The sequence below is a fragment of the Nocardioides sp. F233 genome (assembly GCF_057813895.1).
Map to the genome: position 1 here is coordinate 888,679 of NZ_JBVASH010000002.1, position 19,586 is coordinate 908,264.

14 protein-coding genes are annotated in these 19,586 nt (G+C 73.0%); 10 read left to right on the top strand and 4 right to left on the bottom strand.

Going from position 1 to position 19,586, the window contains the following annotated elements; all coding sequences use genetic code 11:
• Positions 1–3 precede the first annotated feature (3 nt).
• Positions 4–1,260: an oligosaccharide flippase family protein gene (locus tag ACZYRU_RS10700; RefSeq protein ID WP_488957063.1), complete on the bottom strand. Its 1,257-nt coding sequence runs from the start codon at positions 1,258–1,260 to the stop codon at positions 4–6.
• Between the two features lie 103 nt (positions 1,261–1,363).
• On the opposite strand from ACZYRU_RS10700, the gene ACZYRU_RS10705 reads away from it, so the two are divergent.
• The 7 genes from ACZYRU_RS10705 (at position 1,364) to pgfA (ending at position 12,091) form a co-directional block, all read left to right on the top strand.
• Positions 1,364–5,383, top strand: a complete 4,020-nt coding sequence (locus tag ACZYRU_RS10705) for an alpha-(1->3)-arabinofuranosyltransferase domain-containing protein (protein WP_488957064.1) — start codon at positions 1,364–1,366, stop codon at positions 5,381–5,383.
• Complete coding sequence (locus ACZYRU_RS10710; RefSeq protein WP_488957065.1) at positions 5,380–7,140, top strand: hypothetical protein; 1,761 nt, start codon at positions 5,380–5,382, stop codon at positions 7,138–7,140. Before ACZYRU_RS10705 ends, ACZYRU_RS10710 begins: the two co-directional genes overlap by 4 nt.
• On the top strand, positions 7,137–8,834 hold the full coding sequence (locus tag ACZYRU_RS10715) for an MmpA family trehalose lipid delivery protein (RefSeq protein ID WP_488957066.1): 1,698 nt from the start codon (positions 7,137–7,139) through the stop codon (positions 8,832–8,834). Before ACZYRU_RS10710 ends, ACZYRU_RS10715 begins: the two co-directional genes overlap by 4 nt.
• 34 nt (positions 8,835–8,868) lie before the next feature.
• Positions 8,869–9,000 carry a hypothetical protein gene (locus tag ACZYRU_RS10720; protein WP_260805935.1) on the top strand — a complete coding sequence of 44 codons (132 nt, stop codon included), beginning with the start codon at positions 8,869–8,871 and terminating at the stop codon, positions 8,998–9,000.
• A gap of 102 nt (positions 9,001–9,102) precedes the next feature.
• A complete protein-coding gene (locus ACZYRU_RS10725) occupies positions 9,103–9,867 on the top strand; it encodes a glycosyltransferase (RefSeq protein WP_488957067.1) in 765 nt (254 codons plus the stop codon).
• Entirely contained in the window at positions 9,864–11,090 is a 1,227-nt protein-coding gene (locus ACZYRU_RS10730; protein WP_488957068.1) for a glycosyltransferase family 4 protein, read from the top strand. Before ACZYRU_RS10725 ends, ACZYRU_RS10730 begins: the two co-directional genes overlap by 4 nt.
• 11 nt (positions 11,091–11,101) lie before the next feature.
• Positions 11,102–12,091 carry a cell envelope lipid trafficking protein PgfA gene (pgfA, locus tag ACZYRU_RS10735; protein ID WP_488957069.1) on the top strand — a complete coding sequence of 330 codons (990 nt, stop codon included), beginning with the start codon at positions 11,102–11,104 and terminating at the stop codon, positions 12,089–12,091.
• A gap of 5 nt (positions 12,092–12,096) precedes the next feature.
• On the opposite strand, the gene ACZYRU_RS10740 is transcribed toward pgfA, so the two are convergent.
• Genes ACZYRU_RS10740 through ACZYRU_RS10750 form a run of 3 tightly spaced genes read right to left on the bottom strand, consistent with a single transcriptional unit; the run spans position 12,097 to position 14,618 of the window.
• On the bottom strand, positions 12,097–13,125 hold the full coding sequence (locus ACZYRU_RS10740) for a hypothetical protein (protein ID WP_488957070.1): 1,029 nt from the start codon (positions 13,123–13,125) through the stop codon (positions 12,097–12,099).
• Positions 13,122–13,820, bottom strand: coding sequence for a class I SAM-dependent methyltransferase (locus ACZYRU_RS10745; protein ID WP_488957071.1), 699 nt, complete (start codon positions 13,818–13,820; stop codon positions 13,122–13,124). Before ACZYRU_RS10745 ends, ACZYRU_RS10740 begins: the two co-directional genes overlap by 4 nt.
• A 9-nt stretch (positions 13,821–13,829) precedes the next feature.
• Positions 13,830–14,618 carry a class I SAM-dependent methyltransferase gene (locus tag ACZYRU_RS10750; protein WP_488957072.1) on the bottom strand — a complete coding sequence of 263 codons (789 nt, stop codon included), beginning with the start codon at positions 14,616–14,618 and terminating at the stop codon, positions 13,830–13,832.
• Between the two features lie 200 nt (positions 14,619–14,818).
• Here ACZYRU_RS10750 and rpsA point away from each other — a divergent pair, with 200 nt between their 5' ends.
• From rpsA to ACZYRU_RS10765, 3 genes are all read left to right on the top strand, one after another.
• Entirely contained in the window at positions 14,819–16,300 is a 1,482-nt protein-coding gene (rpsA, locus tag ACZYRU_RS10755) for a 30S ribosomal protein S1 (protein ID WP_488957073.1), read from the top strand.
• 113 nt (positions 16,301–16,413) lie between these two features.
• Positions 16,414–18,435, top strand: a complete 2,022-nt coding sequence (locus tag ACZYRU_RS10760; protein ID WP_488957074.1) for an aryl-sulfate sulfotransferase — start codon at positions 16,414–16,416, stop codon at positions 18,433–18,435.
• 209 nt (positions 18,436–18,644) lie between these two features.
• Positions 18,645–19,586: a helix-turn-helix domain-containing protein gene (locus ACZYRU_RS10765; RefSeq protein WP_488957075.1), complete on the top strand. Its 942-nt coding sequence runs from the start codon at positions 18,645–18,647 to the stop codon at positions 19,584–19,586.

Consider the following 19,586-nt stretch of genomic DNA (forward strand, 5'->3'; position numbering starts at 1 on the left):
CGGCTAGGGGGCGGTCGCCGCCTCGTCGTCGCGGCGGTGCCGCACGACCTGCAGCGCGACGAGGACCAGCAGGACGGCGAGGTCGACCGACGCGACCTTGACGGCGAGGTCGGTCACGCTGGAAGCCGTCGCGCCGAGGCCGACGAGCGCCAGCGCCCCGACGCCGACGAGGTACTTCGTCCAGACGCCCCGGGTCGCCAGGCCGGCGTACACGAGGAGCTGGAGCAGCGAGAGGAGCGCGCCCAGCGTCGCGAAGAGCCAGAGCCGGTCCTGCACGCCGGCATAGCTCGCGCCGCCGACGAAGACGAGCGCGAGGTCCGAGAGGAAGTACGTCGCCGCGACGCCGAGGACGCCGAGCGTGCCGAGGAAGGCCAGGCCCTTGACGACGGCGGCTCGGCTCTCGCCGCCGGTCGACATCGACGGGAACAGCACGACGACCGCGAACTGGGGCAGGAAGAGCACGGCCTTGGTCACGATCAGGCCGCCGGCGTAGAGGCCGGCGTCGTGCTCGTCGAGGACGCTGCGGGCGACCACGATGTCGAGGTTCGCCATCGCGAAGAACGCCAGCAGCGCCACGGAGCTGCCGAGGGTCTCGCGCAGCACGTCGCGGCGGATCTCCGCCTCGGTCACGCTGGTCTCGCGGCGAGGGTGGCGACCGAGGGCCCACGCGCCCACCAGCACCGGCACCCAGGTCGAGACCAGAATGGCCAGCATCGCGCTGCTCTCCGAGCGCCAGACCAGGAGGAAGGCGATGCCGAGCAGCACGCGGGGCACGCCGACGGAGAGATACACCAGGCTCAGCGGGAACCAGCGGCGCTCGCCCTGCAGCACGCCTGCCTGGGCGCCCATCACCGTGGCGGGCACGATGGCGAGCCCGAGGAGGACGGCGGGCAGCAGGCCGTCGAGACGCAGCAGCTTGGTCACGAGCGGAGCGGCCAGCACCGTGGCGGCGCCGAGAACCAGCGCGGTGCGCCAGCCGGTGCGCAGCACCGCGGCCTCCACGGCAGCGACGTGCTCGGGGTCGGCGGCGATCCGGCGAGCAGACGTGGCCTGCAGCCCGAGCTGGAGCACGGAGAGCACCAGCATCAGCGCCATCACGCCGGCCAGGGCGCCGTACTGGCCCGGACCGAGCAGGCGGGCCGAGGCGATCTGGAAGCCGTAGGTGCCGACGTTCATCACGGCCATCGCGATGGCGATGCCGGCGCTGCTGTGCAGGAGCCGGGAGATGCGTGAGCCCGCCGGGCGGGAGGTCGTCGTCACCAGAGCAGATTAGGGGGACGAGGGGCGCGAACCTAAGCCGACCCGGCATCGGCGGGGCCGCGTCTCCTACAGTGTCGCCGGGCAGCCTGCGGGAGGAGGTGGGATGAGGGAGACGTCGCAGCCGGCCGTGCGGGGCACGGGAGTCGCGGTGGCGCTGTACGCCGTCATCACCGTTCTCATGCTGCTCCAGCAGCCCGGCGCCACCACGTACGACACCCGCGCGGAGCTCGCCGAACGACCCGCGAGCTTCCTCTCGGGGGCGTTCAGCCTCTGGCATCCGGAGTCGAACTTCGGGGAGTTCCAGAACCAGGCCTACGGCTACCTGTTCCCGCAGGGCACCTGGTTCTGGCTCACCGACCTGCTCGGAATGCCCGACTGGGTGAGCCAGCGGCTGTGGTCCGCGCTCATCCTCGTGCTGGCGTGCGAGGGCGCGCGCCGGGTCGCGCGCGCAGTCGGCCTCGAGGACCTGCCGGCGCTGCTGGCCGGCGTCTTCTTCGCCCTCTCCCCGCGCCTGCTCGGCACCGTGACCGTCCAGACGGCCGAGTCGTTGCCCGGGGCCGTGATGCCATGGCTGGTCCTCCCGGTCGCCCTCCACCTGCGGGGCAGGGTCTCCGGACGATCGGCGGCGCTGCTCAGCGGCGCCGCTGTGGTGTGCATGGGAGGAGTCAACGCGGTGGAGACGGCAGCCTGTCTGCCGCTCGCCGCGATCCTGGTGCTCTGGGGTGCCCGCACCCGCCTCACGTCATGGCGCTTCGCCGGTGGCTGGGCGGCAGCAGTCGGTGCTGCCTGCCTGTGGTGGGCGCTGCCGCTCGCGGTGCTCGCGAGGTACGCACCCCCGTTCTTCGAGTACGTCGAGAGCGCCAATGACACGACCTCGCTGATCGGCTGGTCGGAGGCTGCGCGCGGCGACTCCTCGTGGTTGGGCTACCTGCTGTCCGGCGACCGTCCCTGGTGGCCGGCGGCGTTCGACCTCGCGACCGATCCGATCCTCGTCGTCGCCGCGGCGGTCGGCGCAGCGCTCGGCCTGGCGGGGCTCGCACTGATGGACAGTCCGGTACGGCGCCCGCTGCTGCTCGCCGCGCTACTCGGCCTCGGCTGCCTGACCGTCGCCCACGGCGGCGTCGCCGGAACTCCGCTCGCGGACGGGTTCCGTGAGCTGCTCGACGGCCCCCTGCAGATCTTCCGCAACGTCCACAAGATCGACCCGGTGGTGCGGCTGCCCCTCGCGCTGGGCTTCGGTGCGGCTGTGGCGGTCGGCGTCGACCGCCTGGTCGCGCTGCGGCCGCGGCTCGATCCCGCCAGGAGCGGACTGGTCCTGGTGCCGCTGCTGCTGGTCGCCGTGCTCGGGCAGCCGTTCCTCGGCAGCGGGACCCGGACCCCGGGATGGACCGGGATCGCCACCCCTTGGCAACAGGCGCGGGACTACCTCGCGGCCGAGCAGCAGGACCTGGGGCCGCGGGAGGCCGACCGCACTCTCGTCGTACCGGGCTCGAGCTTTGCGCAGCAGGCATGGGGATGGACGCTCGACGAGCCGTTGGCGATCCTCGGCGGCGTCGACATGGTCAGTCGCACGCAGGTCCCGCTCGTGCCGGGGGAGTCGATCCGCTACCTGTCGGCGTTGGACCAGGCGATCGCCACCGGTCGCGTGACGCCGGCCCTCGTCGACCAGCTGGCCCGCGCCGGGATCGGGCACGTCGTCCTGCGACGCGACCTGGTGCGCCAGCTGACCCGCTCGCCCCACCCCGGTGGGGCCGCGGTCGCGCTGGCGAAGGCCGGGTTGCAGCGAGTCGCGGCGTTCGGCGCGACGGTCGGCGACGAGCCCGAGGTGGAGGTGTTCCGGGTCCCACGCCGACTGCCGCTCGTCCGAGCGACCGCCCTCGACGACGTCGTGACGGTCCGCGGGGCGGCCGAGAGCAGCCTGCTCGCCCAGGAGACCGGCCTCATCGGGGCCGATCAGCCGACGGTCCTCGAGGGGGAGCCCGGCTGGGACCACTCGGCGAAGGTCGTCACGGACACCGACCAGCGACGCGAGCGCGCGTTCGGCAACAACGACGAAGGTCTGTCGGCACTGATGACCGCCGACGAGCCGTGGCGCGTCGAGCGTGCGGCCCACGACTTCCCAGGAGACCCGGGCAGCACGCCCGTCGTCGCCCGGTACGCGGGCCTGCGTGGGCTCGAGGCATCCTCCGCCCAGGCCTATGCCGACAACTTCGGCCCGGTCATCACCGCGTCCGGTCCCTACGCAGCCGTCGACGGCGACCTGGACACGCAGTGGATCAGTTCGTCGGCGACCGACCCGGAGCGGCAGTGGCTCCGGCTGGACCTCGCTGCCCCCCGCGCGGTCCACACCGTGACCGTCACTCCCGTCGCCGCCGACGCCCAGGTCGTCCCGATCCGCACGATCGAGGTCGTGGCGGGCGCACAGGTGGTCCGTGCGAGGGTCGGTGCGACGGGTGCGCCCGTGCAAGTCCATCTCGACGGCAGCAGCGTCGACCGGGTCGAGGTCCGCGTCATCGAGGCGGCGTCCGCGGCGCGCTCGGCCCGGGTGGGCCTGCGCGAGGTGGCGGTCGACGGGCTGCACCCGCGCCGTACCTTCGCGGTTCCCGGCACCGCCGGTCCCGACGACGCCCTCGCCTTCAGCACGGTCCCGGGCCGGCGCGCGTGCTTCATCACGCTGACCGTGCCGGACTGCGACGTCACCCGGATCCGGCAGCCGGAGGAGGCTGGGGGGATCGACCGGTCGTTCGCCCTGTCGGCCTCCGGGCAGTTCCGGCTCACCGGCCACGTCGTGGCGCGGAACACGTCGGAGGCCGCGCGGCTGCTCGACCAGGTCGAGCGTCGCCCCCCGGTCGAGGTGACCTCTTCCTACGGCGGCGACCTCAAGGTCGCCGGCCGATTCGCCTACGACGGCCAGCCGACGACCGCGTGGGTCTCCGACGACGCCGACCCGTACCCGACCCTCACCTTCCAGTGGCGCCGCACGCGCACGGTCACGGGGATCCAGGTGCGATCGGATGGCGTCGCTGACGCCCCGGTGGCCGCGGTGATCACCTCTGGGCGGCGCACGGAGCGAGTCCTGCTCGGCGGTGCGGACCACGTCGAGATCGAGCCGCTGCGCACCAACCGCCTGCAAGTGCGCTTCGAGAAGGCGCCGGGTGCCGGGCACGTCGTCGTGCCGGAGATCGAGCTCACGGGCGTCAACGTGACCCGCCCGCTGGTTGCGGACGCGCCCACCGGAGCGCTGTGCGGGTTCGGGCCGGTCATCGAGATCGGTGGCCGTGAGGTCCGGACGCGGGTCACCGGGACCATGGCCGACCTGGTCAACGGCACGCCTCTCGAACTGGAGAGCTGCGACCCGCCCGGGCTCCGGCTCTCCTCCGGTCAGCAGGAGCTCCATGCGTCACCCACCACCGACTTCGAGCTCGCCGACGTCGCGGTCGTCCCGGTCGGACAGGAGCGGGTGACGGCGCGCCAGCGCGACGTCACCGTCGAGCACTGGGACAGCGCCCGGCGCACCGTCCGGGTCGACAGCGGACCCGAAGCCGTCCTCTGGATCCCCGAGAACGCCAACCCCGGCTGGGTCGCCGAGCTGGACGGCCGGCGACTCGAGCCGATCCGCGTCGACGGGTGGCAGCAGGCCTGGCTGCTCCCGGCCGGGCGGGGCCAGTCGACGCTCCGGCTGCGCTACGCGCCCGAGCAGACGTACGGCGTCGTGCTGCCGCTCGGGCTCGCGGTCAGTGGCGGCGTGCTCCTGGCCGGCGCTCTCTGCCTGGTTCTCCTCCTCGTCGGACGCCGCCCGCGACCCCGGCAGCGTCCGTGGCCCGCGGAGGGCGCCTTCTCGCGACCGGTCGTGTGGGCGACCTGCGTCGTCGCGGCCGTGGTCCTGCTGGGCCCGTTGGCGGCCGTCGGGCTGCTCGCCGGTGCGCTGCTGCCACGCCACCCCGCGCGCTCGGCCGCCGCCGTGCTGGTGCTGATGTCGGCCTCCGGGCTGCTCGACGCCCTCGGCGGCTCGCGGGTCGTCTCCAGCGCCGCCGACGTCGCCGCCGCCCTCGCGGTCGGTCTGGTCGCCGGCCTGGTCCTGGGGCGGCCCTGGCGCCCGGCTCGGGAGCAGGTGAGCCCATGAGCGCGTGGCGCGGACGGCAGGGCGCGGCGGCGATCGCCGTGCTGCTGTCGATGGTTATCAGCCGAGCGGTGCTGCTGGCCGGGTCCTGGTTCAACCAGGACGACTTCTACCTGTCCGGACGTGCGGCGTCCTCCGACCTGACCGCGGAGTTCCTGGTCCGCGACACCGCGGGCCACGTCAACCCGCTGCAGCAGCTCGCGTACTGGCTGCTGGCCCACGGGGCGCCGTACAGCTGGGCGAGCGTGGCGACCTTCGTTCTGCTGCTGCAGACGGCGGCGACCGTCGTGATGTGGCTGCTGCTGACGCGGCTCCTGGGGGAGCGTTGGAGCCGGGTGGTGCTGCTCGCGGTCTTCGCCTGGGCGCCGCTCACCCTGGCCACGACGCTGTGGTGGAGCGCGGCGATGGGTCTGTGGCCCCACGTCCTGTGTTCGCTGCTGGCCGTGTGGTTGCTGGTGCGCTGGCGGCAGGGTGACGCCCGGCCGACGTGGGCCGTGCTCGCGATCCTGTTCACCACCGCTCTCGGCCTGCTCTGGCACGAGCGCGCCGTCCTCATCCCCCCGGTGCTGTGCGGCGTCGCGGTGGCCCTGGCCGACGAGGCGGCCGGCTGGCGGCGGCTGTGGGCGGCGCTCAAGCGCTTCCGCTGGCTGTGGGCCGGGCAGGTGCTGCTGCTCGGCGGCTTCCTCGTGGCACACGGCATGCTGACCGACGTCGAGGGTGGCGAGAGCACCTGGAAGCAGCGCCTCGAGGTGAGCTGGTCGTTCCTGGGCCGCAACGTCGTTCCGGGGCTGCTGGGCGGTCCGTGGACCGGAGAGCTCGACGGCGGCGCGGTGCGTCCGGCCCTCTGGGTGGTCGTGGTCTCGCTCGTGCTCGCGCTCGCCGGTGCGGTGCTGCTGCTCCTGCGGGGCGGCCCGGCCCGCCGCTGGGGCCTGGCGTTCCTGCTCGGCTACGTCGCCGCCGACCTGGCCCTGCTGCTGTCGGGACGTGCCGGCTTCGGCTCGGTCATCGGCCTCGATCCCCGCTACTCGTCCGACACGGTGCACGCCGCCGTGCTCTGCGTCGCCCTGTGCCTGCGCGGATCCCGGCCCTGGTTGGGGATTCTCGACACGGCGTCCGCGCGGGTGCGCGGCATCGTCGTCGCCACCACGGTCCTGCTGTACGGCGCCGCGTCGGTCGCGGGCACCGCGCTGCTCGTGCCGCACTTCCAGAACACCGACGACAAGGCGTTCGTGACGACCTTGCGCTCGCAATTCGCCGCGGACCCCACGGTCGTCCTGTTCGACCGGCTGGCACCGGCCGACGTCGTGCTGCCGCTGGTGGGCGCGGACTCCCAGCTGTCCCGGATCCTCGGGCCGCTGCCCGAGCACCTGCGCTTCGACGAAGCGTCCGCGCGGCTGCGGATGGTCGCCGCCGACGGCAGCCTGCAGCCGGTCGAGTTCGCGGGCGTCGTGCGCGCGAAGGACGGGCCGGACGGGGAGTGCGGCTACGAGGTCGACCGCTCGTCACGCCGGGCCGCGTTCGCCGTGCCGGTCGACGGGAGGCTGCTCGTCCGGGTCTCCTACTTCACGGCCGAGGAGACCACCCTGACCGTGACGACGGGTGACTGGAGCGCCGACTTCCTCGCCACGCGCGGGCCGAACCAGATGTGGCTCGTGCTGCCGGACCTGACGGGGGAGGTCGACGCGCTCACCTTCCGCGGCGACGGCCGGTCGACCGTCTGCATCACCGACATCGGCGCCGGCCTGCCGGAGCAGCAGTGAGCCTGCGACGCGCGGCCGGACCCGACCAGGCGGTGACGCTCGCGATCACCGTGCTGGTGCTCGGTCCGCTGCTGGTCGGCGGCGGCTACTGGCTCGTCGGCGACATGGTCTTCGTGCCCCACCAGCCCTGGAAGAGCGCGTGGCTCGGCCTGGACGGATCGCTGCCCCGAGCGGTCCCGATGGACGCGCTGGTCTCGCTCGCCACTCACGTCGTCCCGGGCAGCGTGGTCCAGCGACTGCTGCTCGTCGGCGGCTTCGTCGCGGGTGGACTGGGGATCGCGCGCCTAGTCGGGGACCAGCGGTGGTACGCCCGCGCGGCCGCGATCACGCTGTTCTGCTGGAACCCGTGGGTCCTCGAGCGGCTGCTGATCGGCCAGTGGGCGATCCTGCTGGGCTACCTGCTGCTGCCGTGGGTGGCGCGCGCCGCGTTCCGGCTGCGGGCCGACCCGCGGGACTGGGGGCCGGCCGCGATCGTCCTGGTGCTGTCCGCCGTCTGCAACCCGTCGAGCGGGGTGATGGCGGTCGGCGTCCTCGCCGTGCTCGCGCTCGGCCGGGACCGTCGTGCCTGGTGGTGGGTCGGCCTGCTGGCCGTGGGGGCGAACCTCACCTGGGCCGTGCCGGCGCTCACTGCCACGACCGTGCGGGTCTCGACCCACGGCGTCTTCGAGGGCTTCGCGGCCCGGGCCGAGTCCGCGGCCGGTACGGCGGCCAGCGTGCTGTCGCTCGGCGGCATCTGGAAGACCTCGATCGTGCCCGAGGAGCGGACCAGCGCCGCGCTGGTGCTGCTCTCCTGCCTGCTGACGGTGGTGGCATGCGTGGGGCTGGTGCGCAGCGGGCCCGACCGGCGGCGCTGGGCGATCCTCGGTGCTGCGGCGGTCGTGCTCGCCCTCCTGCCGGCCCTCCCGGGCGGCAGCGACCTGCTGGAGGACCTCGCCGCCCACGTGCCCGGGCTGGCCCTGCTGCGCGACTCCCACCGCTTCCTGGCGCCGCTCGGCCTCGTGCTCGCCGTGGGCTCCGCCCATGCGGTGACCGTGCTGCGCGCCCGGATCCGGCCCGGCGTGGGCGCGCTGTGGAGCGCAGTGGCGCTGCTCGTGGTCGCGCCGCTGCTGCTCCTGCCGAGCCTGGCGTGGGGCGCGCTCGGCGAGCTGCCGCGCTCGTCGTACCCGCAGGCGTGGAGCGCGGTCGCCGACCTGGTCGGGCCCGACGACACGACCGTCGTGCTGCCCTGGGAGGGCTCCTACCGCGGCTACGCGTGGAACCACCGGCGCGCCGTGCTCGACCCGGCACCGCGGCTGCTGCCCGGCACGGTGCTGGTCGACGACCGGGTGGTGCTGTCGGACCGGGTGGTGCCGGCCGAGGACCCGCGGGTCGTCGCGACCGCCCGCGCCCTCGCCGATCCCGACCCGGCCGGCGCGCTGCGCGCCGAGGGAGTGCGCTGGGTCCTGGTCGAACGCGGCATGGGGGACCCGGCCATCCCCGCGGGCCGGATCGCGTACGACGCCGGCGGGCTGCTGCTCGTCGACCTCGCCGCTGACGGACCGGTGGCGAACGTTGCGGCCGGACACGACCGTTTGCATCACGTTCTGGTGTCGATCGGCCACTCTTGCGCGTTTCTTTTGCTTTTGGCCGGTGCCGCATGGATACTCCGGTCTGGGAGTAACGGGCATCACAATCATGAGAGTCATGGGGAGTGATGCTCTGTGCCGGTCTTTGGGAGGGGACCGTCGCATGAACACGATCATCGCCACTGTCGTCGGGGCACTCGCCTCGACCGCTGTCCTCGTCGCCGGCGTCAACGCCGCGCAGGGTGAGCACAAGCCCGTCAGCAACGAGAAGCTCTACAGCTACGCCAGCAAGTAGGGCGCCCTCGCCGCACCCCCGGTGACCTCGGTCGCTGGGGAGCGGTTCGTCGTACCGTCCCTCGGGAGGGGGACGGCTGAGCAGACGGCTTGGGAGGGTCCGATGCTGCAGATCGTCATTCCGGCGTACAACGAGGAACGTCGGCTGCCGCGCACCTTGCGGGAGCTGCGTCGTCACGTGACGGCGCACCGCGGGGTGCTCGGCCGGGTCGAGGTGCTCGTCGTCGACAACGCGAGCACCGACCGCACCGCGGAGGTCGCGCGTGAAGCCGACTCCGCGGCGCTGCCCGTCCGGGTGGTGCGGTGCGCACGCCGCGGCAAGGGCGCCGCGGTCCGCGCGGGGCTGCTCGCCACCGACGCCGACCTGGTGTGCTTCATGGACGCCGACGGCGCGACCGGCCTCGACGCGATCGAGGCGGCCTGGCGCGAGGTGCTGCTCGGTGCAGACGTCGTCATCGGGTCGCGGGCCGTCGCCGGCAGCGAGACCGAGGCGCGGCACTGCCGCACCCGCTCGCTCGGCGCGGCTGCCTACCGCCGTCTGGCCCGCCGGCTGGTCCCGGGGATCGCCGACACCCAGTGCGGGTTCAAGGTGTTCCGCGGCAGCGTGGCCCGTTCGGCCGCCCGCCGTCTGGAGACGGCCGGGTTCTCGTTCGACGTCGAGCTGCTCGTGCGCCTGCGCGGACTCGGCGCCCAGGTGCGGGAGATCCCGGTGACCTGGACCGACGTGCCCGGGTCCACCTTCGTGCCGTCGCGGCACGGGGCGGCGTCCTTCGCCGAGCTGGCCCGGATCGCCTGGCGCTGCCGGGCCCTCGACCGGCCCGAGCCGGTGGCGGCCGTTCCGGTGGTGCTCGCCGGGAGCCAGGCGTGACCGGGTTCGGTGCAGAGCTCGCCGGCAAGCGGGTCGTGGTCGTCAACTGGCGCGACCTCGACCACTCGCTGGCCGGCGGCGCGGAGATCTACGCCTGGCAGTTCGCCCGGGCGCTGCACGAGGCCGGCGCGCGGGTGCACTTCGTGACTGCCCGCGACGAGGGTCAGGCGCCGCGCGAGGTGCGCGACGGGATCGACGTACGACGGGGCGGCGGGGCGCTCACCTTCTACCTGTTCGCGCTGACCTGGCTGCTGCGGCACCGGCGCCGGATCGACGCCGTGATCGACCCGGCCTGCGGTCTGCCGTCCTTCTCGCCGCTGGTCCTGCGTCGCGGCACGCCGGCCCTGCTGATCGTCCACCACGTGCACCAGGCTCAGTTCGCGGTGCACTTCCCGGCTCCGGTGGCGGCCTTCGGCCGCTGGATGGAGCGGGTCGCGATGCGCCGCGTCTACCGGCACCAGGTCACCGCCGCGGTGTCCGCGTCGACCGTGGCCGAGATGCGCGAGCAGCTCGGCTGGACCGGCGACGTCCGGATCCTGGAGAACGGCGCGGACCTGCCGGCCGCCGACCTGGTCGACGCCACCGCGAAGGATCCCGACCGGGTCGTCGTCCTCGGCCGGTTGGTCACCCACAAGCGGGTCGACCTCGTGCTCGACGCGGTGCGTCGGGCGCAGGACCGGGCCGAGCTCGCCGGTCGCACGATCCGGGTCGACGTCATCGGCCGCGGACCGGAGCGCGACCGGCTGGTCGCCCGGGCTGCCGAGCTCGGTCTGACCGGACAGGTGAGCTTCCACGGATTCCTGCCGGCCGCCGCCAAGGACGCCCTCCTCGCTCGGGCGGCGGTGCACGTGTGCGCCTCCGACGCCGAGGGCTGGGGCCAGGCCGTCATCGACGCGGCCGCCCACGGCGTCCCCACCGTGGCCCGGGACGTTCCCGGGCTGCGCGACTCGATCCGGCCGGGGGAGAGCGGCTGGCTGGTCCCCGACAGCGAGGATCCCGCCACCGTCGTCACCCGGATCACCGAGGCGTTGACCGCCGCCCTGGTCGACACCGCCGACCCGGGGACCCGCGTCCGGCGCGCCGAGGCGTGCCTGGCCTGGGCCCACAAGTTCGACTGGTCGCAGATGCGCCTGCAGGCGCGCGACCTGACCACCCAGCTCCTCGGGCACGCGGCCGCGCTGCCCGACCGTCACCACCCACGCGACGCTCGCGTGGCCGTCTGAGAGGCTCGCCCATGCGCAGCAAGCTCGCCGCCGTGTCCGTCGGACTCGGTGTCTTCCTGATCGTGGCGGCCGCTCTGGTCCGCTTCTACGCCTACCCCGTGCTCGCGAACGTGCCCCCCGACTACGAGGGGACCACCAAGCTCGAGGCCAAGGGGGCTGAGATCTTCAACTCCGATCCCGAGGTGCTCGCGCCGGAGACCTCTGACCTCGACATCACGTCCTTCACCATCGCCGACAGCGGCGTCAAGGCGTCGGGCGACACGGTGGTCTGGGTGAACTCGACGACCGTCAAGCGGGCCGATGGCACGAACTTCCAGCAGACCCGTGAGCGGGCGCCGTTCGACGGCAAGACGGGTGCGGCGGTCGACTGCGCGAAGTGCGGCTCGTGGGAGGAGGTCGCCAGCGCCGACGACTTCACCAAGGTGGAGCGGGTCGATGTCACCCGCAAGGGGCTGATCTACAAGTTCCCGTTCGCCACGGAGAAGAAGGACTACCCGGTCTGGGACGGCACGCTGGGCAAGGCCGTCGACGCGAAGTTCGAGGGCGAGGAGAAGATCGACGGTCTCAAGGTCTACAAGTTCGTGCAGACCATCCCCGAGACCAAGGTCGAGACCCGCAGCGTCCCCGCGTCGGTCTTCGGCTCGACCGCCACGGGCAACGTCGACGCCGAGATGTGGTACCAGATGACCCGGACGTTCTGGGTCGAGCCGACCACCGGGTCGCCGGTCAACCGGGTCGAGGACCGCGTCCAGGAGCTGCGCTACGACGGCACCAGCGTCCCGGCGTTCACCGGCACCGTGCAGTACACGAAGGCCCAGGTCGACGACCTGGTCAGCGACGCCAAGGGCAACTCCAGGCTGCTCGGCGGCATGAAGCTGGTCTTCCCGGGCCTCCTCCTGCTGCTCGGCGCGGCCCTGGCCGCCGGCGGCGTGTTCCTCGGCAAGGGCGCCCGTCAGCAGCGGGCGGCGGGCAACGACCACAAGGCACTCGTCGACGCCTGAGCCCCTCAGGACTCCTCTCGCAGGAGGGAGACGACGGCCTCGAGCAGCTGCTCGAGGCCGTTGTCGTTCCACTGAGCGGCGCGGGCACGCAGGGTCAACGTCGTGCGGCCGCGATGCCCGACGGCGCCGAGCGAGATGCCCGTCCCGCCGGCGGTGACCGGATGGAAGACGAGGCGCTCGACGTGGGGGGCGTCCACCTCGCCCAGGTGGGACACCAGCAGCGTCGAGCCCAGCCGAGGGGCCAGAAGGCGCAGCCCGCCCATGGCAGCCCGGCCGGCGAGACGCGACCACGGCTGTTCGCGGGCCGGCGTCGGCGGCGTGACGACGGGGGCGGTGCGCAGCGCCGTGGCGACGCCCGCGAGGTCGAGCCGCTCGACGTCGCCCAGGCGCAGCAGCACGCTGTGGTCCGCGAGCTCGTCTCCTGCGGACTGGTCGCGGACCGCCCCGACGGCGACCGCGACGTGACGGGCCTGCCGGCCGCGGGCGGCCTGGTGACGCACCACGGCCCGGGCCGCAGCGTGGACCAGCGGGGCAGCGCCCACCGTGCCCGGCAGCTCGGCCGTGACCAGCACGTCGCCGGGGCCCGGTACCGGTGCGGACGGGGGAGTCACCTGGGCGGGCGGGCGGAAGGCCACCTCGCCGAGGCGGCGCGCCACCGTCGCGACGAGACTGCCGGTCGTCGTCCGGTCGCCGACGCCACGGGCCGACGACGTCGCCGGACCGAGCCCGAGCCGGTCGAGGACGGTCAGCAGGCCGAGGCCGTCGAGCGCGCTGTGGTGGGCCGACACCACGACGTCGCGGCCGTGGACGCCGACCAGGAGCGGATCGGGCGCCGGGGCGACCAGGGCGTCGTACAGGTGGGCGATGGTCGGTGCGGTGAGCGGCGGGCGCGCGGTCCAGCCCTCGGCGCGGACCAGTGCGTCCAGCCGCCCGGCCAGCTCGGCGGTCCGCACCTGTGCCGGCAGGCTCGCGGTCAGCAGGATCCGCCAGCCGATCCGCGGATCGGCGACCCAGTCGCTGTCGTCGGCACTCACGGCTTGTGGGCGAGGACGACCAGGCTGACGCCCGGCAGGCGCTTGACCGGCAGCCCACGCTCGACGGCGAGGGCGGCGCGCAGGCCGGCGTTCAGCACCGGGTGCACCTCCTCCATCTCGCTCTCGGCGGCGTGCTTGTTGCGGCGGCGGGCCCGGACGACCGGTCGGAGCAGGACGTTCCACGACCACAGGTTGTCGATGACGAGCCCGGCGCCGGTCACGAGGTCGGCGAGCTGCTGCTTCTCGTAGCGGCGCACGTGGCCGAGCGCGACGTCGTGCCCGCTCCACAGCGCCATTCCGGCCGGCACCGCCACCAGCACGCGGCCGCCGGGACGCAGCACCCGCGCGGTCTCGCGCGCCACGGCCACGTCGTCGTCGATGTGTTCCCACGCGTCGGTCGACATCACCAGGTCGACCGAGGCATCGGCGACCGGCAGGTGCCGGCCATCGCCCTGCAGGACGGGGATCCCGCGCGCTGCCGCGATGTCGGAGCCGGTGTCGGTGTACTCGACGCCGACCGCCTGCCAGCCGAGCTCGCGCAGCACCGCGGTGTTGCCACCCATGCCGCAGCCGACGTCGATGGCTCGGCCCACCGGCCACTCGCGGACGGTACGGCGCACGAGGGCCCGACGGGCGGCGTACCACCAGTGTCGGTGCTCCAGCTCGGCCGACTTGGCGATCTCCTCAGCGTCCACGGGTCAACCCTAGAGATCGGCGCCGAAGATCGCGGTCCCGGGCGTGAACCGGCCGCGGGTCCCGGACCACCCGCCCCAGAGCCGCTCGTGACCCTCGGGCCACTCCGGCTCGAGCAGCGTGGTCAGCCGGAAACCGGCACCTGCCAGCAGTGCGACCCAGTCACCGAGCGTGCGGTGGTGCTCGACGTACGACGTCAGGCCGGTCTCGTCGTCGATCTCGACGTAGGGCGTGCGGTCCCAGTACGACTGGGATGCGATCAACCCCTCCTCGCCGGGGTCGTCGGGGAACATCCACCGCGTCGGGTGGGTGATCGAGAACGCGAACCGGCCGCCCGGGCGCAGCACCCGCGCGGTCTCGGCGACCGCGACGTCGATGTCGGCCACGAACTGCAGCGCCCCGAACGACGAGAACACCACGTCGAAGCTGCTGTCGGCGAACGGGAGCGCGGTGGCGGTGCCGAGCACGCTGGGGACGACGACCCCGCTCGCCTCGTCGATGCGGCGCGAGTGCTGCAGCTGCCGGTGGGAGAGGTCGAGCCCTGTTGCCCGACCGCCCTGGCTGCGTACCCAGCGCGAGCACTGGCCGGCGCCGGAGCCGACCTCGAGCACGTCGCGGTCGCGCACGTCGCCGAGGATCCCGGCCGCCTCCTCGGTCAGTCCCTCCGGGCCCCAGACGAAGCCGATGTCACCGAGGAACCCGCCGTGGGTGGCCTGGTACTCGTCGGCGTACCGGTCCCAGTCGGCACCGTTCGCACGCTGCGACTCCAGCTCGTCGGCGGCCCGCCGGTGAGCGGTCACGGGGGGATGTGGCCATGCTTCGACGCCTTCTGCGCCCTCGACGTCCTGCACGTCTGCCGAGGATAGTCGCCGCCGGTTGGACTCCCGCCTCGGGCGGCGCGTACTCTGGAACGTCTGTGTTCTGGCCTGCCCGCCCGGGCGGCGGTCCACAGCCGCATCATCCCGACTACATCTGCCCACTTCAAGGACTGACCACCTACATGACGAGCACCCTCTCGACCCCGCTCTCGAGCAGCTACGACGACAACGCGCCCCAGGTCGCGGTCAACGACATCGGCTCGGAGGCGGACTTCCTGGCCGCCATCGACGCGACCATCAAGTACTTCAACGACGGCGACATCGTCGACGGCACCATCGTCAAGGTGGACCGTGACGAGGTCCTGCTGGACATCGGCTACAAGACCGAGGGCGTCATCCCCTCGCGCGAGCTGTCGATCAAGCACGACGTCGACCCGTCCGAGGTCGTCCAGGTGGGCGACAAGGTCGAGGCTCTCGTTCTCCAGAAGGAGGACAAGGAGGGTCGCCTGATCCTGTCCAAGAAGCGCGCCCAGTACGAGCGCGCCTGGGGCACGATCGAGGAGATCAAGGAGGCCGACGGCGTCGTCGAGGGCACCGTCATCGAGGTCGTCAAGGGCGGCCTCATCATCGACATCGGCCTCCGCGGCTTCCTCCCCGCCTCGCTCGTCGAGATGCGCCGGGTCCGCGACCTGCAGCCGTACGTCGGTCAGACCCTCGAGGCCAAGATCATCGAGCTCGACAAGAACCGCAACAACGTGGTCCTGTCGCGCCGTGCCTGGCTCGAGCAGACCCAGTCCGAGGTTCGCCACGGCTTCCTCACCCAGCTCCAGAAGGGCCAGATCCGCAAGGGTGTCGTGTCCTCGATCGTCAACTTCGGTGCGTTCGTGGACCTCGGCGGCGTCGACGGTCTCGTCCACGTCTCGGAGCTGTCCTGGAAGCACATCGACCACCCGTCCGAGGTCGTCACCGTGGGTGACGAGGTCACCGTCGAGGTCCTCGACGTCGACATGGACCGCGAGCGTGTCTCCCTGTCGCTGAAGGCGACCCAGGAGGACCCGTGGCAGCACTTCGCGCGGACCCACCAGATCGGTCAGATCGTCCCCGGCAAGGTCACCAAGCTCGTTCCCTTCGGCTCGTTCGTGCGGGTCGAGGAGGGCATCGAGGGCCTGGTCCACATCTCCGAGCTGGCCGAGCGCCACGTCGAGATCCCGGAGCAGGTCGTCCAGGTCGGCGACGACGTCATGGTCAAGATCATCGACATCGACCTCGAGCGTCGCCGGATCTCCCTCTCGCTCAAGCAGGCCAACGAGACCGCTGCCGCGGCGGACGTCGAGGAGTTCGACCCGACGCTGTACGGCATGGAGGCCACGTACGACGACCAGGGCAACTACATCTACCCCGAGGGCTTCGACCCCGAGACGGGCGAGTGGCTCGAGGGCTTCGACGAGCAGCGTGCGAAGTGGGAGGAGCAGTACGCCAAGGCGCACGCTCGCTGGGAGGCCCACGTCAAGCAGCAGGCCGACGCCAAGCAGGCCGAGATCGAGGCCGGCGAGTCCAGCTCGTACTCCTCCGCTCCGGCCGACGGCGGCGACACCGTGGGCGGCTCGCTCGCGTCCGACGAGGCGCTGCAGGCGCTTCGCGAGAAGCTGACCGGCGGCAACTGATCGCCCCACGCTTCACCGCAGCAACCACGAAGGCCCCGACCGCACGGTCGGGGCCTTCGGGCTTTTCGGCAAGGGACCTCAGGGGCGCGACGGTCCGGCCGATGGTGACCTGCATGCGTGCTCCAGCCGTGCTCCTCGCCGTCGTGCTGGCCCTGCTCGGCGTTCCCGCCGCATCCGCCGAGCCGGCGCCGACGATCGAGGTCGCGGTCACCGGTGACGGCGTCGCGCTGCGGCCGGTGTTCGACCCCACGATCAGCCGGTACGGCGTCGCGACCTCCGCCGCGACCGGTGGCCGCGTGACGGTGTCGGCGACGACGAGTGACCCTGCGGGCGTCGTACGCGTGGACGGGGCGGTCGTCACCGGGCCGACCGAGGTCGCGGGGCTGACCTCGGGCGACGAGGTCTCGGTGATCGTCGACGACGCGACCGGGCACCACGCCTACGCGCTGGTGTACCTGCCGGCAGCCTTCCCCGAGATCACCACGGTGGTCGACGGTCCGGGCGTCTCCGACGGCAACGTGCTGCTGACCCTGGGCACCGTCGCGGTGGCGCTCGACCGCAACGGCGTGCCGGCGCAACTGCGCGACTTCGGTACGTCGGTCGCCGACCTCAAGCCGGCGCCCCACGGGCACTACACGGTGATGGTCCGCCGTCCGGGCGCGACCAGCGACTGGGACCTGGTGGAGCTGGATGAACGGTTCGGAGACGTCGCGACCTCGCGCACGGTCGGGCTGGTCAACACCGACAACCACGACGTGATCCTGCGTCCCGACGGCAGCCGGCTGTTCGTCGCCTACGAGCCGGACGCCGTCACCGGGCTGGTCGACGCGGTCATCCAGGAGGTCGACCCGGCCGGCGCCGTCGTCCACACCTGGGACAGCGGCGACGTCCTCGATCCCGCGGTCGAGACGACGGCCGGTGCCTCGCCGGACTGGGCGCACATCAACGCGATCCAGCTGCTGCCGGACGGCGACGTGCTCGCCTCGTTCCGCCACCTCAGCGCCGCGCTGCGCATCGCCTGGTCCGACCACGACGGATTCCACCGCGGGGACGTGGTGTGGCGCTTCGGCGGGCGGCTCAACGACTTCACCTTCGTCGGCGACCCCGACGGCGGCCCGTGCGCCCAGCACACGGTGAGCCGGCTGCCCGACGGCCACCTGCTGGTCTTCGACAACGGCTCCACGGTGCTCGGCCTGAACCCGTCGTACTGCGTGGACCCGGCGGACCGTCTCGGCGCGACGATCAACCGCGCGACCACGCGGGTGACCGAGTACGCGCTGGACGAGGACGCGATGACCGCGACCCTGGTCAGCAGCTGGTCGCATCCGGGCCGGTTCGCCTACTTCGCCGGCTCGGCACGGCGCCTGCCCGGCGGCAACACCCTGGTCGACTGGGCCGCGGACAAGCAGGCGCTGGTCAGCGAGGTGGATCCGGACGGCACGATCGTGTGGGAGCTCGCGGCGCCCTCGGTGTTCAGCTATCGCGCCGAGAAGGCCGAGGTCCCGGACCGGACCGACCCCGTGGTGAGCGTGTCGCTGCCCGGTGACGGGCACTACGACCGGGGCGACCAGGTCGCCCCGCAGGTGCGGTGCACCGACCGCGGCGGCTCGACCCTCCAGTCCTGCACCTGGTCCGCAGCTGTCCCGACCGGCGCCGTCGGGCCGCAGACCTACACCGTCACCGCCGTCGACGGCTCCGGCAACACCACGGTGGCGCGCCGTACGTACGTCGTCACGTCGCCCGATCCCGCGATCGCGGTGCGGTCGGCGGGGAGCTGGAACGAGAAGCGCGTCCTGCACCTGCCCCGGCGCGGGGTGGTGCGTCGCGCCCTGCTGAGGGTGACGAACTCCAGCGTCCGGGCCACCGACCTCGCCGTGGTGGCGGGGTCGGCGGGCGGGCGGTACCGGGTCCGCTACCTCGCGGCCGGGCGGGACGTGACGGCCGAGGTGCGGGCCGGAACCTGGCGCACGCCGGTGCTGGCTGCCGGCGAGGCGACGCTGCTGGAGGTGGTCGTGAAGCGGCGCAGCGTCGCGGCGATCCGGCCGCGGAGCCTCGAGGTGTGGGTGAAGGGGACCGGTGCCGCCGACGCGGCGAGCCCGGCGAGCTCGGTGCGGCTGGGCCTGCGCGGGCGGTGAGCCGCGGCGCGGTCCGCGTCCGGGCCGTGGTCGGCGTCGAGGCCGTCGTGGCGGGCCCAGATGAGGAGGGCGCCGAGGCCCGCGACGAGCAGGAGGAGGATCAGTGCGGTGGTCATGGCAGAAATTCTGCTCCCGTGTGGATCCTGCCACCAGTGGCAGAAAAGACGGCCTGCGTTGATTTTCTGCCAACGGGCTGCGACAGTGGTCGGGTGCTGACCAACGTGGCTGTGATCGCCTTCGACGGCGTCGCCCCCTTCGAGCTGGGGATCCTCTGCGAGGCCTTCGGGATCGACCGCACCGAGGACGGCGTGCCGGCGATCGACTTCGCCGTGTGCGCCGAGGACGACCGGCCGATGCGCACCTCGATGGGCTTCACCATGCAGGCCGCCCACGGCCTGGACCGCGTTGCCGACGCCGACCTGGTCGCCATCCCCGCGATCAAGGGCGGCGTCGCGTCCGCCGTGGTCGTCGACGCCATCCGCGCCGCGGCCGACCGCGGCGCCCGCCTGATGTCGGTGTGCAGCGGCTCCTTCGTGCTCGGCCAGGCCGGCCTGCTCGACGGCCGCGAGTGCACGACGCACTGGATGCACACCGAGCGGCTGCAGCGGGAGTACCCGCTCGCCAAGGTGATCCCCGAGGTCCTCTACGTCGACGCCGGCCAGGTCGTCACCGGCGCAGGCAGCGCGGCCGGCCTCGATGCGGCGCTCCACATCTGGCGTCAGGAGTACGGCGCCGCGGTCGCCAACGTCATCGCGCGCCGAGCCGTCGTACCGCCGTACCGCGACGGGGGACAGGCCCAGTACATCGCCCGCGCCGTTCCCGACTGCGAGGCCGACACCCTGCGGCCGCTGCTCACCTGGATCCTGGAGAACCTCGGTGAGGACCACTCGGTCGAGGCCCTGGCCAAGCGTGCGCTGATGTCGCCGCGCACCTTCGCGCGGCGGTTCCGCGACGAGACCGGTACGACGCCCCACCACTGGGTCACCCGGCAGCGGGTCAATGCCGCCGAGGAGCTGCTGGAGCGCACCGAGCAGCCGGTCGAGTGGATCGCGGGCGAGGTCGGCTTCGGCAACGCCGCGACGCTGCGCCACCACTTCGTGCGGGTGCGCGGGGTCAGTCCGCAGAGCTACCGCCGCCAGTTCGCCTGCTGA

Bases quoted from the DNA above. Each gene is read 5' to 3' on its own strand.
- ACZYRU_RS10720 (WP_260805935.1), top strand. From the start codon at position 8,869: ATGAACACGATCATCGCCACTGTCGTCGGGGCACTCGCCTCGACCGCT.
- rpsA (WP_488957073.1), top strand. From the start codon at position 14,819: ATGACGAGCACCCTCTCGACCCCGCTCTCGAGCAGCTACGACGACAAC.
- pgfA (WP_488957069.1), top strand. From the start codon at position 11,102: ATGCGCAGCAAGCTCGCCGCCGTGTCCGTCGGACTCGGTGTCTTCCTG.
- ACZYRU_RS10725 (WP_488957067.1), top strand. From the start codon at position 9,103: ATGCTGCAGATCGTCATTCCGGCGTACAACGAGGAACGTCGGCTGCCG.
- ACZYRU_RS10705 (WP_488957064.1), top strand. From the start codon at position 1,364: ATGAGGGAGACGTCGCAGCCGGCCGTGCGGGGCACGGGAGTCGCGGTG.
- ACZYRU_RS10710 (WP_488957065.1), top strand. From the start codon at position 5,380: ATGAGCGCGTGGCGCGGACGGCAGGGCGCGGCGGCGATCGCCGTGCTG.
- ACZYRU_RS10760 (WP_488957074.1), top strand. From the start codon at position 16,414: ATGCGTGCTCCAGCCGTGCTCCTCGCCGTCGTGCTGGCCCTGCTCGGC.